The sequence below is a fragment of the Zwartia panacis genome, from assembly GCF_030410395.1.
GTDB lineage: Bacteria > Pseudomonadota > Gammaproteobacteria > Burkholderiales > Burkholderiaceae_B > Zwartia > Zwartia panacis.
Genome location: NZ_JAUHHF010000017.1, coordinates 15,992 through 29,836 on the forward strand (window position 1 = coordinate 15,992; position 13,845 = coordinate 29,836).

The following is a 13,845-nucleotide window of genomic DNA, read 5'->3' on the forward strand; positions in this document are numbered from 1 at the left end:
ATAAACCTGTCGCCATTCGGTTGCTCGATCGCACTATAAAATCCCAATGTCGTTAGCTGACTGTCCGTTGTGGACGGTTCATCATCCTTGAGAAATATGCCTAGCTTTGAGGTCAATCCACCACAGCATCTCCCCATCACGATCGCGTCTGAGGGGTGGAAGCTTTGCGTCGCGCCCATGATCGATGTGACAGATCGGCATTGCCGATTTTTTCATCGTTTGCTGGCACCCCGCGCTCGTCTTTACACGGAGATGATCACCACGGGTGCGCTCACGCATGGTGACATCAAAAGACATTTGGACTTTAACGAGCCCGAGCATCCCGTCGCCTTGCAGCTAGGTGGCAGCGAGCCAGAGGCCCTCGCACGCGCGGCTCGGTTGGGTGCGCAGTGGGGCTATGACGAAATCAACCTTAATTGCGGATGTCCCTCTGAGCGGGTTCAAAAGGGATCTTTTGGTGCATGTCTGATGGCAGAGCCGGGATTGGTCGCCGATTGTGTCAAAGCGATGCAGGACGCGGTCAATATTCCTGTCACGGTCAAGCACCGCTTAGGCCTGGATTACATCAACGATTACAGCTTTGTCAGAGATTTTGTGGGTGCTATTTACGACACGGGATGCCGAGTGTTCATTGTTCATGCTCGCAACGCGGTCCTAAAAGGATTGACACCCAAAGATAATCGCGATGTACCACCATTGCGCTATGCGGATGCCGAGAGGCTCAAACATGATTTTCCAGATGCCATCATCGTTCTGAATGGCGGACTTCAAGGTGTTGAGGACTGCTCCGCAGCATTGAAAAAGTTCGACGGTGTCATGCTTGGTCGCGCGCCCTGGCATGATCCGAAGGTCTTGAGTGATTTATCCACAGCTTTTTGGCCGACCGAAGGCGCGATCGCTGAAACTGAAGTGATCGAGAGACTGGTCGCCTATGCTGCTGAACAGGTCGCACAAGGGACGCCTCTGAGAATAGTCGTGCGTCCCTTGCTTGGGTTGTTCAATGGTAGACCCCGTTCACGTTTGTGGCGTCGGATGCTCTCGGATTCCAAATTATTGAACGCAAATGATGCCACGTTGATCCATCGCGCCTGGTCTGAGATAGGCGGTTTCGCACCCCTTGACTCATCGACCTAGAATATTCAAGCCTGTGGGCTTTTGTTTTCCTCATCCGGCCAGTCTCGGATGTAAGCCTTGAGCATCGAGTTTTCGAATTTTTGCGCTGCGACGAGTGCCTGCGCCATGTCGTAAAAAGAAATGACGCCCATCAGGACCGTACCATCCATGACAGGGATGTAGCGTGAGTGATTTTCGAGCATGAGCCTCTGGACTTCGTCAGCCTCGGTGTCGGGTGAGACACTGACTGGTTTAGAGTCCATGATGCTGCGGATGGTTGTGGATCCCACGGCCCCGTGATTGCCATTGACGTGCCTGATAATCTCTCGAAACGTCAACATGCCAGCTAAATGACCACGGTCCATGATGACGAGCGAACCAATATCCTGCTCGCTCATCGTCTCTAGCGCCTGAATCACCGAGGTGTCGGGAGAAGCGGTAAAAAGGGTATTGCCCTTGACCCGAAGAATTTCACTGACCTTTAACATGATGCGTCTCCTTTGTGCTGCTTGTGTCTGATTGTACGTTTAGCACTCATGGCTTGTCATTTTGCAACAGCACATCTGACAAATTTGTGTCTTTGTTATCTTGAATATAGGCACTCAACGCATTTTTGAGCGCTGGACGAACGTCGAGTCCAAGAATGCGTCGATTCACAAAGAATTTCTTCAATAAAGGTGTCAGGCTCGTGGTTTGAGGGTCACATATCAACACCCAGTTTTCGCGTTTACGGACTTGCGCTGCGGCGACCCAACCCAAGGATTGCAAATCAAGCAAAAGTGACTCGATTTGTTCTTCAGGTAGCGGTAGGGAATCACAGATTTGTCTTGCGCTGAGCCCAGGTGTTCGCTGAGATCGTGATTGGTCGAGTAAATACAAGATGGAGAGTGTATCGTTTAAGCGGTCCCCGGGTTGAGCAGCCCCCCGTAAGCGAACGTGACGAAAATACGGCAGGTTAGCTGAAACGATCGCGCCGAAAAGAATACTCAGCCAGGATAAATAGACCCATATCAAAAAAACGGGCAAGGCCGCGAAAGCACCGTAAATAGTGGTGTAAGTCGATATTTGTGACACATAGTACGCGAAGCCGAATTTCATGATTTCCAACAGCATCGCGACTAAGATGCCTCCCACGATTGCATCGCGTGTGGCAACTCTTGTATTGGGAACGATGATAAAAAGGGCGGCAAAACCGGCCGCACTCACAAAAAAGGGCGATATTTTGAGCGTGAACTCCAGCAAATCGGGTAGCTGGGACATCACCCCAAAAGACTCTCTTGCCACCAAGGCTGTTGCCCAAAGGCTGGCGCCAGTCAGCAAGGGTCCCAAGGTCAGGAGTGCCCAATAAACAAGGAGTCGCTGTCCGATCCCCCGGGGTTTAGTTACGCGCCAAATTTCATTGAGTGCTTTGTCAACGGACAAAATGAGCAAAAGCACGGTAAAGACCAGGAAACTTCCGCCTATTGCAGTGAGCCGACTCGCCTGAAGCGCGAAATCGTTCAGGTAAGACATGACGTTGTCGGACACGACAGGCGGCATGAGGCTATTTGTTAAAAACGCCTGAAGCGCATCGCTGAATTCGTGAAATTGGGGAAAGGCAGTAAAAAGAGCCAATGCGACCGCCAGCAAAGGCACGATCGCCAACACTGTGGTGAAAGTCAGACTGCCCGCCAGGTCAAAAGCGTCGACTTGGCTCAGTCGCTGAGCACTCGACAGCAGAATTTCGCGCCAAGCAGCAAACCGCGCAGGCGGAGTGGTGAGAGGCGGTGGCTGGGTGTTCAATGAATCTAGCTCCTCGTACTGTTGATGCTCTGGTAAGGGTTACTCTATTGTTTACCCTGACCCAAGCGATAATAGCAGCATGAAGCCCTACGCACCCTCAGACATCAACACGATGACGATCGCCAAACCAACGCTCAATGTTGCATTGCAGCGTACTGCGATGGTTTCTTTATTTGCGCTTTTTATTTTGTGCCTGCTTTGGGAAATATGGCTTGCACCGTTGCGCGCGGGTGGAACCCTGCTCTTTTTGAAGGCCTTGCCTTTGGCGTTCGCATTTCGCGGTGTTTCCCGTGGAAGCCTTTATACGATTCAGTGGGCTTCAATGCTCGTATTGCTTTATCTGATGGAAGGCGTTGTCCGCGTCATGTCAGACCCCCCAGGTCCCTCCATTATGATGGCCTGGTTAGAAATCTTTTTTTCCAGTGTGTTTTTCTTTGCGGCATTGTTTTACGTGCGCCCCGCGAAACGTTACGCTAAACAACTTAAAAATCAAGCTGAGGCAAATTCGTTGAAACATGATGGATCTTCGACTGATCAACGAACTCAGGAGCCACGCGAATGAGTGAGCTTGGATCCACACATCCCGCAGAACCTCTTGATGCAAGCGACTTTTCCTCTTTGCAAACGGATAACAGTTTTGCGCGATTAGGTTCAGATTTTTACACGCGTTTACCGACAACACCGCTCAAAAATCCAAGGCTGGTTCATGCCAACACCGAGGTTGCCGCGTTGCTAGGACTCTCGCCACGGGCGACGCTGAGTCCCGAGTTTTTGGCAGTTGTGAGCGGTTCTTCATCCATGCCGGGCGGAGATACTCTTGCCGCCGTTTACAGTGGCCATCAATTTGGTGTTTGGGCAGGTCAGCTCGGAGATGGCCGTGCGCATTTGCTTGGAGAAGTTGTCGGTCCAACTGGGAATTGGGAGATCCAGCTCAAGGGTGCCGGGATGACCCCTTATTCAAGGATGGGAGATGGGCGTGCAGTATTGCGGTCTTCCGTGCGCGAATATTTAGCGAGTCAGGCCATGCATGGATTAGGGATCGCCACCACACGGGCGCTTTCTCTTGTCTCTGCCGATGACCCAGTCATGCGCGAAACGGTTGAAACAGCAGCCGTTGTAGCCAGAGTAGCGCCGAGCTTCATTCGTTTCGGTTCATTTGAACATTGGGCGGCCCGCAAAAGACCTGATCGTGTGCGCCAGCTTGCAGACTATGTGATTGAACGTTTTTATCCGGAGTGTTTGCCGCCTCGAACGGGTGAAGCGGAAACAAGTGAAAGCCGTTACGTTCGGTTTCTGGAGGCTGTTGTTGAGCGCACTGCGACACTGATGGCCAGCTGGCAAGTGGTTGGTTTTTGTCATGGTGTGATGAATACGGACAACATGTCGATATTGGGGCTGACGCTAGATTACGGACCTTATGGCTTCATGGATGGCTTCGATGCCCGTCACATATGCAATCACACAGATGCCAATGGGCGCTATGCCTGGCATGCGCAGCCGGCTGTGGCGCACTGGAACCTCTATCAACTCGCAAATAGCCTGTATACGATTGTTTCCGATGCGGATAAATTAAGAAATGCTTTGGATCGCTATGAGCCGAGCTTTTTACAGGCCATGCAAGCTCGCATGACTCAGAAACTCGGATTGATTTCATGGCATCCCGGCGACGAGTTGTTGATCGATGATCTTTGGAGCCTCATGCAGGCAAATCATTCCGATTTTTCAATGACTTTTCGTCAATTGGCCTATGCGCCTGGCCTAACAGAGGCCGAGCCCCGACGGATTGCTCACGATTTAGGTGGAACGATAGGTGATGGAACGGGATCTTTATCACCCTTCATCGATCTTTTTGTGGACAGAGAAGCCGCGCATGCCTGGTTGGCACGGTATCAATCCCGATTATTACGGGATCCATGCCCCTGGGAGAGCCGAGTGTCATCCATGCTTTCCACGAATCCGCTTTACGTTTTGAGAAACTATCTCGCGCAACAGGTGATCGAGGCAACTCAGCGAGGCGATTTTTCCGAGCTCGACACACTGATGCGTGTGCTGGCGGCTCCTTACACGGCACAAACTGGAATGGAGCGTTACGCAGCCTTACCTCCTCACTGGGCGAGCAAAATTGAAGTCAGTTGCTCCTCATGATGCAATAATGAGGTTTTGACGCGTCAAATTCTTTTGTCGCCCCTAACTTTGACGGTTTGTTCACCCATGTCTGGCAACACTCTTGGTAAATTATTCTGCGTCACCAATTTCGGTGAGTCCCACGGGCCTGCTATTGGTTGCGTGGTGGACGGATGTCCCCCGGGATTATCGCTGACAGAGCAAGATATTCAGTTTGAGCTTGACCGACGACGTCCAGGAACGTCTCGTCACGTGACACAACGGCAAGAGGCTGATCAGGTGGAGATCTTGTCGGGTGTTTACGAAGGCAAAACGACGGGAACACCCATCGCGTTGCTCATCAGAAACGTCGACGCCCGTAGTAAAGATTACAGTGCGATTGCCGACACGTTCAGGCCGGGTCACGCTGATTATGCTTATTTCAAAAAATACGGTATTCGTGATCCCAGGGGTGGAGGAAGATCTTCCGCACGTCTGACTGCTCCGACTGTCGCTGCCGGAGCCATCGCAAAAAAATGGTTGTCCGAGCATTTCGGCATCAAGGTACGTGGCTACATGAGCCAGCTCGGGCCGATTCAGATGCCATTTAAAAGCTGGGATCATGTCCCACACAACCCTTTTTATTCCGCAGACCCAGAGGTGGTAGAACAACTTGAAGCCTTCATGGACCAGTTGCGCAGAGACGGTGATTCTGTGGGGGCTCGTATCGAAGTTGTGGCCGAGGGTTTGCCTGCGGGTTGGGGTGAACCTATTTATGACAGGCTTGACGCAGATATTGCGCATGCCATGATGGGTCTGAATGCCGTGAAAGGCGTTGAAATTGGCGCGGGTTTTCACAGCATCGTTCAGCGTGGTTCCGAGCATGGTGACGAAATTACTCCCACCGGTTTTCTCACGAATCATGCCGGTGGCGTACTCGGTGGTATCTCAACCGGCCAGCCGATTACGGTCAGTTTGGCAATTAAGCCGACCTCCAGCATCCGGGTAGAGCGCCGATCGATTGACCGAGCAGGAAATCCCGTTTCCGTGCAGACCTTGGGCCGACATGATCCTTGTGTCGGCATTCGTGCCACGCCTATTGCCGAGTCCCTATTAGCAATCATTTTGGCGGATCATGCCTTGCGGCACCGCGCGCAGTGTGGCGACGATTCCGACAAGGGGTAATTGCCTCTTCTGCTATGGCATAATCAAGAGCTAAACCTATCCAACGAGTGTGGCTGAGACAGCGCTATGAAAAAAACCTTATACGATAAGCTTTGGGATGCCCATGTGGTTCACGAAGAATCCGACGGCACCGCAATCCTATACATCGACAGACATCTTTTGCACGAAGTCACCAGTCCTCAGGCTTTTGAGGGTCTGGATTTGGCCGGACGCAAATTATGGCGCCTGAACGCCAACCTCGCGGTAGCCGATCACAACGTTCCGACGATTGATCGCGCCCAAGGTATCACCGATCCCATTTCCAAGCTGCAAGTCGATACGCTCGACGCCAATTGCGAAAAGCATCAGGTGATTGAATTCCGGATGAATGACCTGCGCCAAGGCATTGTTCATGTGATCGGACCTGAGCAGGGAGCAACACTTCCAGGAATGACCGTGGTGTGCGGCGATTCCCATACCAGCACACACGGCGCGGTAGGGGCGTTGGCGTTTGGTATCGGTACTTCAGAGGTCGAGCATGTGATGGCGACCCAAACTCTGCAAGCCAAGAAAAACAAAAATATGCTTGTGCGCGTTGAAGGTGCTTTGCCAGCTGGTTGCACGGCCAAGGACATCATTTTGCACATCATTGGTGTGATCGGTACCGCTGGCGGTACCGGGCATGCCATTGAGTTCGCAGGCAGTGCGATTCGTGATTTGTCGATCGAAGGTCGCATGACTCTGTGCAACATGTCGATTGAGGCGGGCGCCCGCTCTGGCATGGTGGCTGTCGATCAAAAGACGATTGATTATTTCGTGGGCCGTCCTTTTGCTCCTTCTGGCGCTTTGTGGGACCAGGCCGTGTCTTATTGGAAAACTTTGCACTCTGACGAGGGCGCACATTTCGACCGTGTTGTTGAAATCGATGCGCGTCAGATTGTTCCGCAGGTCACCTGGGGCACTTCTCCTGAAATGGTCTTGCCTGTCACGGGCCGTGTACCAGATCCTGAGCGTGAAAAGGACGAAATTCGTCGTAGTGGTATGGAGCGCGCGCTCGAGTACATGGGTCTCAAGCCCAATACGGCGATTCAAGACATCAAGATTGATCGTGTATTTATCGGCTCTTGCACGAACTCTCGCATCGAGGACTTACGCGCTGCAGCCGCAGTTGCCCGGGGCAAGCGTGTCGCGAGTAACGTCCGTCAGGCGATGGTGGTCGCAGGTTCGGGGCTCGTCAAGGCGCAAGCCGAGCGCGAAGGTCTTGACAAAATATTTATCGAAGCGGGCTTTGAATGGCGCGAGCCAGGCTGTTCCATGTGTTTGGCGATGAATGCCGACAGGCTTGAACCAGGCGAGCGCTGTGCTTCAACTTCGAATCGCAACTTCGAAGGTCGCCAAGGGCAGGGGGGCAGAACCCATTTGGTCAGTCCTGCGATGGCTGCCGCCGCCGCAATTGCAGGCCATTTTGTCGACGTACGTAACTTCCGGTAAGCAGACATGGACAAATTCACAACACATCAAGGGCTTGTTGCTCCGCTCGATCGCGAAAACGTCGATACGGATTTGATCATCCCCAAGCAATTCCTCAAGTCGATCAAACGATCTGGTTTCGGCCCTAACCTGTTTGACGAGCTGCGTTACCTGGATCACGGCGAACCAGGTATGGATAATTCCAAGCGTCCGCTGAATCCCGACTTTGTTTTAAACCACTCACGGTATCAGGGTGCCTCCATCCTGTTGGGTCGTAAAAACTTCGGTTGTGGTTCGAGTCGCGAGCATGCGCCTTGGGCGTTGGCTCAATACGGTTTTCGCGCTGTGATCGCACCTTCTTTTGCGGACATCTTTTTTAATAACAGTTACAAGACCGGCTTCTTGCCAATCGTACTTTCTGAGCTTGAAGTGGCTCGATTGTTCGACGAGGTGCGCGGCTTTGTTGGGTACAAATTGACCATTGACCTTGACAAGCAGGTTGTGATCGCTCCCGATGGACGTGCAATGCACTTCGACATCACCGCGCATCGAAAATACTGTCTGTTAAATGGATTGGATGAAATCGGTTTGACATTGCGTCATGCCGACAAGATTCGGAATTTCGAAAATGAACGCTTAGCCCGCCATCCTTGGCTGGATGTCGTACCGATTGGTGCGCGCTAACGACCTGTTGATCGGGCCGGCTCGCCGGCCCTTTACTTTTTTAAGTTGAGCCGAAGATGACAAAAAAAATTGCAGTATTACCCGGTGACGGAATTGGATCGGAGATTATTGAGCAAGCCGTTCGTGTGTTGCGCACGGTTGCGCCGTCTCTTGAAATAAATGAGGCACCGGTTGGTGGTACGGCTTATGATTTGCACGGTCATCCGCTCCCTCCATCGACGCTTAAGCTGGCTCAAGAGTCCAATGCGATTTTGTTTGGTGCCGTGGGTGACTGGAAATATGACAAGTTGCCTCGCGAGCATCGCCCCGAACAGGCGATCTTAGGGCTTCGCAAGGCACTTGGTTTATTTGCCAATTTGCGTCCTGCCGTTCTTTATCCCGAGCTTGCCAATGCATCATCGCTCAAGCCTGAGATTGTTTCGGGTCTCGATATTCTGATTTTGCGCGAGCTCACAGGTGATATCTATTTTGGTACACCACGTGGTATTCGTACTGCATCTGATGGTCCGTATGCTGGCTCCAAAGAAGGTTTTGACACAATGCGCTACGCTGAGCCGGAGATTCGTCGGATTGCGCATATTGGTTTTCAGTCTGCACAGAAGCGTCAAGGCAAGCTTTGCAGTGTTGATAAGGCGAACGTTCTCGAAACTTCGCAGCTTTGGCGCGACATCGTGATCGACGTGTCCAAGGAATACCCTGATGTCGCGTTGTCGCATATGTATGTGGACAATGCGGCGATGCAGTTAGTGCGTGCACCGCGCGAGTTCGATGTCATTGTGACGGGAAATCTGTTCGGAGATATTTTGTCTGACGAAGCCGCCATGTTGACGGGATCGATCGGAATGTTGCCCTCCGCCTCTCTGAATGCCTCGGGTCAAGGTTTGTATGAGCCCAGTCACGGCTCGGCACCTGATATTGCGGGCAAGGGGATTGCCAATCCGCTTGCAACGATTTTATCGGCAGCGATGATGTTGCGTTATTCACTTGATAGCGCCTCTCTTGCTGACAAGATTGAGCAGGCGGTTCAAAAGGTCCTTCAACAAGGATATCGAACAGCGGACATCTATGAGCCTGGCACCACGAAAGTCGGTACGGCAGCCATGGGCGATGCTGTGCTCAAGGCGCTGGGCTAAAATAAACAGTACTTATTCTCTTTTTCTGGTTGTGTAGAAATGAAAAAATCGGTCGGTTTGGTAGGTTGGCGCGGTATGGTTGGTTCCGTTCTCATGCAGCGCATGCGTGATGAGGGTGACTTTGGTCTGATCGATCCCGTTTTTTTCTCCACCAGTAATGCTGGAGGACGCGCGCCTGAGTGGGCAGGTTCGACTGCCTTGCAAAATGCTTACGATATCGAAGCCTTAAAAAAACTGCCGATTATCGTGACAGCACAAGGTGGCGATTACACCACTGAGGTTTATCCAAAGTTACGTGCGGCGGGCTGGACGGGTATCTGGATCGATGCGGCGAGTACGCTGCGCATGAAAAATGATGCCATCATTGTTCTTGATCCAGTGAATCGCGATGTGATTGATGCAGCTTTGCAGCGCGGCGTGCGCGACTATATTGGCGGAAACTGTACAGTCAGCTGCATGATGATGGGTCTAGCAGGTCTGTTCAAGCACGACTTGATCGACTGGATGACGAGTATGACCTATCAGGCAGCTTCAGGCGGTGGTGCTCAGCACATGCGTGAACTGTTGACTCAGTTTGGCTTGCTCAATGCGAGCGTCAAGACAGAACTCGCAGATCCTGCTTCTGCAATCCTTGAAATCGATCGCAAAGTCCTGGCCACTCAACAGTCTGGCCAGCTCCCGACTGAGCACTTTGGCATTCCTCTTGCTGGAAATTTGATTCCCTGGATCGATAAAGATCTCGGTAACGGCATGTCACGCGAAGAGTGGAAAGGTGAGGCCGAGACCAATAAAATCCTCGGACGTGGCGAAGGTTTCGGTACAACCCCCATTCCGATCGATGGTCTGTGCGTTCGTATTGGTGCGATGCGCTGCCACAGCCAGGCTCTGACGATCAAACTCAAACGCGATGTGCCGATGGATGAGATCGCCGACATCGTGTCAAAAGGTACAGCTTGGGCGAAATTCATTCCCAACACTAAAGAAGATACTCTTCGAGCTTTGTCTCCAGTGTCAGTGACAGGCACCCTCGATATTCCTGTGGGTCGTATGCGAAAGCTTTCCATGGGTCCCGAGTATCTTGGCGCATTCACGATTGGTGATCAGTTGCTATGGGGGGCCGCTGAGCCATTGCGCCGGATGTTGCGCATCACACTTGGCGAACTCTAAAAGGGATATGTGCAAATGCCAAGGCAATTGAATGTATCCACAAGTTTTCCTGGACGAGTCGCAATATCCCTGTTGCTTTGCATCGGATTATCTTTAGGTTCGGTAGCAGGAGCTTTAGCGGCGCAGCCTGGGCATGGTCGGGTGAGCTCAGTCCCTGGCGCACCTTTGCAGGTATCGGTGCCCGTCAAAGGTTTGACGGCTGACGATCTCAAGGTCCTGAGTGCGAGCATCGCTGATTCCGCGTCATGGGCTCAGGCAGGTTTAACTTTGCCGGCCCCGATTGAAACTTTATCTGTTTCGGTTGAGCCCGGCCTTGATCCTAGTTCGCGCACCCTTGTTTTGCGTTCGACGCAGGTGGTTGATCGTCCAGTCATCGATGTGCTGATTCGGCTGAAAACTACCGAGGGGACGACTTCCATTCAGTCAAGCTATCTTGTGTTGACTAGCGCGTCCCAAGCTTCAGGTGGTGGATCTGTGAATGTGGTGCGAGGCGATACGCTTTATGCGATTGCTTTGTCAAAAATGGTATCAGGCGCTGATATCTATCAGGTGATGTGGGCCATTTATGAGGCGAATCCTCAGGCTTTTATCGCCGAAAATATGAATTTGTTGCGTGCGGGTGCAACCCTGAATATCCCTGACGCTGCAACAATACGTGCGGTGGATGCCAAGTATGCGCGTTCAATGTTCACCCGACATGATCAGACTTTCAGAGCGCGACGTGGTGCGGGGCAGGTCAGCGCAGCTGTTCCTCTCGTTGCGAGTCCTACCACGCAATCTGGTTCTGTGACGAATCAACAGGCTTATCCCAATCCTGTACAAAGCGGGGATCAAGTTAGGCTGGATTCATCCAGTCCTGCCGATCAACAGGCCGATGCGCGTGTCGCGAACGCAAATGAATTACGCGACATGCAATCACGTGTAGAAGCCCTTCAAAAGAATGTCGAGGAATTGAAGGACGCTTTACAAAAAAGCCAGGCTTTAGCTGGCAATAGTCAGAGTGCCGGAGCAGCCGCTTCAGCCAACAGTTCCACTCAAGCGGTCAATCCAGTTTCAAGTGCTAACGCCTCCGCAACTGCAGCAGCCACACAGGATCCTGGCCTGAATGCGGCTCGTGAGGCTAAAACAGGTTTTGCAAAGCTTCAGCAATATGCTTCTGATCATATTTTGGGCTTTGTATTAGGCATATCCGCGCTGCTTGCCTTACTGATCGCTTTTCTGCTCAAACGTGCCGGTCACAATGCTCAGTCAGGCCTAACAGACGAAGAGCCTCGAACCAACCCGACACTTGCCTCAGACTTTGATCAGAAGCTTCAGTCGATTGATTTGAATTTATCCAGCGATGATGTCAAGTCGTCCAAGGATTCTGCTTCCACTCGATCAGGTGCCTGATCCCTTGAGTCAAACGATGGGTACTGAGGTCTCCCCTGGCGAGACGCCGACCCATCGTATTGCTCTAGGCATAGCCTATGATGGAAGATCTTGGCAAGGCTGGCAGAAACAGCCGCATGCCCAAACCGTTCAAGATACCCTTGAAAATGCCTTGGAAGCATTTGTAGGAACTCCGGTCAGCACTGTCTGTGCGGGACGGACTGACACGGGTGTTCATGGGCTCAATCAAGTCATCCACCTCGATACCACCGTCAATCGAACGCCAGAGTCTTGGGTGCGCGGAACAAATGCGCACTTGCCAGCTTCGATATCCGTACTTTGGGCACAACAGGTTCCTGCAGAATTTCACGCGCGGTTTTCCGCGACATCCCGGGACTATACCTACGTCATCATCAATTCACGTATACGTCACCCGTTGTGGCATGGTCGTGCGGGATGGGTATTTCAGCCCCTTGATGTCGAAGCCATGAGGCAAGCTGCAGTGTGTCTACTGGGTGAGCATGATTTTAGTAGTTTCAGATCCTCACAGTGTCAGGCAAAATCACCGGTTAGAACCATGCTTGGATTGGAAATTACTCAGCAAGGGCCGCGCATTCTGGTTCATCTGAGAGCGAACGCATTTTTGCACCATATGGTGAGAAATATAATCGGAGCGCTCATTCAGGTTGGTCAGGGACGCGAGACTGTGGATTATGTTGAACGGGTACTGGTTGCGCGGGATCGCACAAAGGGGGCTCCAACATTCGCAGCAGATGGTTTGTATCTGACGAATGTGACTTATCCTGACTTTCAGTTGCCTGTCGTCTCGCCAAGTGATGTCGGTTTGGAATTTCTTAAGACTGGACCTGTTGTTGTCTGATCAAGCATTAAAAGGCCAAAAGATGCGTACGAGAATTAAAATTTGCGGGATGACACGAATCGAGGATGTAGATAGCGCTGTCAATGCTGGCGCGGATGCCGTGGGTTTTGTTTTTCACCCTAGTAGCAAAAGGTTTGTGACGGCCCAGCAGGGCGCTGATCTGGTGCGTCAGTTGCCTGCCTTCGTCAGTTCTGTTGCGTTATTTGTTCATCCAGAGCCGAGTACTGTCCATGAGGTGTTAAATGTCATGCGACCGACACTCTTGCAGTTTCATGGAGAAGAAACCCCTGAGTTCTGTGAGTCGTTTGATATGCCTTACATCAAGGCTTTCCGAGTAGGGGCCCCGGGCATGGACACACCTCAAAGCTTGGTGACAGCATGTCAGCGTTTTCGCTCCGCATGCGCCTGGCTGTTTGACAGCTACACTCCAGCTTACGGCGGAAGCGGACACAGTTTTGATCATGGGCTTTTAATAGGCCTGACCGCTCTTGCCCCATCCGAGAGTCGACCCCTGATTTTGTCTGGTGGAATGAAAGCAAGCAACCTCGAAGATCCTGTGCGCCGTTTACGGCCCTGGGCAGTCGATGTCAGCAGTGGAGTTGAGATTGAGCCTGGTATTAAGTCTGCAGCGCTCATTGATGCGTTTGTCTCTGCTGTTGAAAAAGCGGATCGCTCAGCACTTTTGACATCTCAGGGATAAAACCGATATAATCTTGATCTTTACAGGCGGTTAGCTCAGCTGGTTAGAGCGCCACGTTGACATCGTGGAGGTCGTTGGTTCGATTCCAATACCGCCTACCAAATGCCCCTCGGTGATTCACCCTAGGGGCTTTTTGTTTTTGTGCCCGAGCGGCTCTACCCCATTATCGGGGGATGAGCAGTATTCATTAAATATCAGTACTCATTAAATACGGCTAAATACGCCGTTCCAACCGCAGTGGGCCAAGACCCTGAGCCGGTAATTCTCAAAGTTCCTAA

Annotated in this window: 13 protein-coding genes and 1 tRNA gene; 12 read left to right on the plus strand and 2 right to left on the minus strand. The window is 51.9% G+C overall.

From position 1 onward, the window contains the following. Nucleotides 1-141 precede the first annotated feature (141 nt). On the plus strand, nucleotides 142-1,134 hold the full coding sequence (dusA, locus tag QWY30_RS15350; RefSeq protein ID WP_290242521.1) for a tRNA dihydrouridine(20/20a) synthase DusA: 993 nt from the start codon (nucleotides 142-144) through the stop codon (nucleotides 1,132-1,134). Between the two features lie 5 nt (nucleotides 1,135-1,139). On the opposite strand, the gene QWY30_RS15355 is transcribed toward dusA, so the two are convergent. Further along, nucleotides 1,140-1,601: a CBS domain-containing protein gene (locus QWY30_RS15355; protein ID WP_290242496.1), complete on the minus strand. Its 462-nt coding sequence runs from the start codon at nucleotides 1,599-1,601 to the stop codon at nucleotides 1,140-1,142. 46 nt (nucleotides 1,602-1,647) lie between these two features. Continuing rightward, nucleotides 1,648-2,835: a YihY family inner membrane protein gene (locus tag QWY30_RS15360; protein ID WP_435433420.1), complete on the minus strand. Its 1,188-nt coding sequence runs from the start codon at nucleotides 2,833-2,835 to the stop codon at nucleotides 1,648-1,650. 172 nt (nucleotides 2,836-3,007) lie between these two features. Between QWY30_RS15360 and QWY30_RS15365 the strand changes: the two genes are divergently transcribed. The 11 genes from QWY30_RS15365 (at nucleotide 3,008) to QWY30_RS15415 (ending at nucleotide 13,668) form a co-directional block, all read left to right on the plus strand. Beyond that, entirely contained in the window at nucleotides 3,008-3,457 is a 450-nt protein-coding gene (locus tag QWY30_RS15365) for a DUF2069 domain-containing protein (RefSeq protein WP_290242523.1), read from the plus strand. Beyond that, the gene (locus QWY30_RS15370) at nucleotides 3,454-5,040 is read left to right on the plus strand and encodes a protein adenylyltransferase SelO (RefSeq protein ID WP_290242500.1); all 1,587 of its coding nucleotides are present in this window, start codon (nucleotides 3,454-3,456) and stop codon (nucleotides 5,038-5,040) included. Before QWY30_RS15365 ends, QWY30_RS15370 begins: the two co-directional genes overlap by 4 nt. A 66-nt stretch (nucleotides 5,041-5,106) precedes the next feature. Further along, nucleotides 5,107-6,183, plus strand: coding sequence for a chorismate synthase (gene aroC / locus QWY30_RS15375; protein WP_290242503.1), 1,077 nt, complete (start codon nucleotides 5,107-5,109; stop codon nucleotides 6,181-6,183). Nucleotides 6,184-6,249: 66 nt separating this feature from the next. Further along, nucleotides 6,250-7,653 carry a 3-isopropylmalate dehydratase large subunit gene (gene leuC / locus QWY30_RS15380; RefSeq protein WP_290242505.1) on the plus strand — a complete coding sequence of 468 codons (1,404 nt, stop codon included), beginning with the start codon at nucleotides 6,250-6,252 and terminating at the stop codon, nucleotides 7,651-7,653. A 6-nt stretch (nucleotides 7,654-7,659) separates the two neighbouring features. Further along, a complete protein-coding gene (gene leuD / locus QWY30_RS15385) occupies nucleotides 7,660-8,316 on the plus strand; it encodes a 3-isopropylmalate dehydratase small subunit (RefSeq protein WP_290242507.1) in 657 nt (218 codons plus the stop codon). A 56-nt stretch (nucleotides 8,317-8,372) separates the two neighbouring features. After that, complete coding sequence (gene leuB / locus QWY30_RS15390) at nucleotides 8,373-9,449, plus strand: 3-isopropylmalate dehydrogenase (protein WP_290242509.1); 1,077 nt, start codon at nucleotides 8,373-8,375, stop codon at nucleotides 9,447-9,449. Between the two features lie 39 nt (nucleotides 9,450-9,488). After that, nucleotides 9,489-10,616, plus strand: coding sequence for an aspartate-semialdehyde dehydrogenase (gene asd, locus QWY30_RS15395; RefSeq protein ID WP_290242511.1), 1,128 nt, complete (start codon nucleotides 9,489-9,491; stop codon nucleotides 10,614-10,616). 15 nt (nucleotides 10,617-10,631) lie between these two features. Beyond that, the gene (locus tag QWY30_RS15400; protein WP_290242513.1) at nucleotides 10,632-12,008 is read left to right on the plus strand and encodes a type IV pilus assembly protein FimV; all 1,377 of its coding nucleotides are present in this window, start codon (nucleotides 10,632-10,634) and stop codon (nucleotides 12,006-12,008) included. A gap of 16 nt (nucleotides 12,009-12,024) precedes the next feature. After that, entirely contained in the window at nucleotides 12,025-12,867 is an 843-nt protein-coding gene (gene truA / locus QWY30_RS15405) for a tRNA pseudouridine(38-40) synthase TruA (protein WP_290242514.1), read from the plus strand. Then, a complete protein-coding gene (locus QWY30_RS15410; protein ID WP_290242516.1) occupies nucleotides 12,824-13,567 on the plus strand; it encodes a phosphoribosylanthranilate isomerase in 744 nt (247 codons plus the stop codon). Before truA ends, QWY30_RS15410 begins: the two co-directional genes overlap by 44 nt. 24 nt (nucleotides 13,568-13,591) lie before the next feature. Beyond that, nucleotides 13,592-13,668, plus strand: a tRNA-Val gene (locus QWY30_RS15415). Nucleotides 13,669-13,845: the final 177 nt, after the last annotated feature.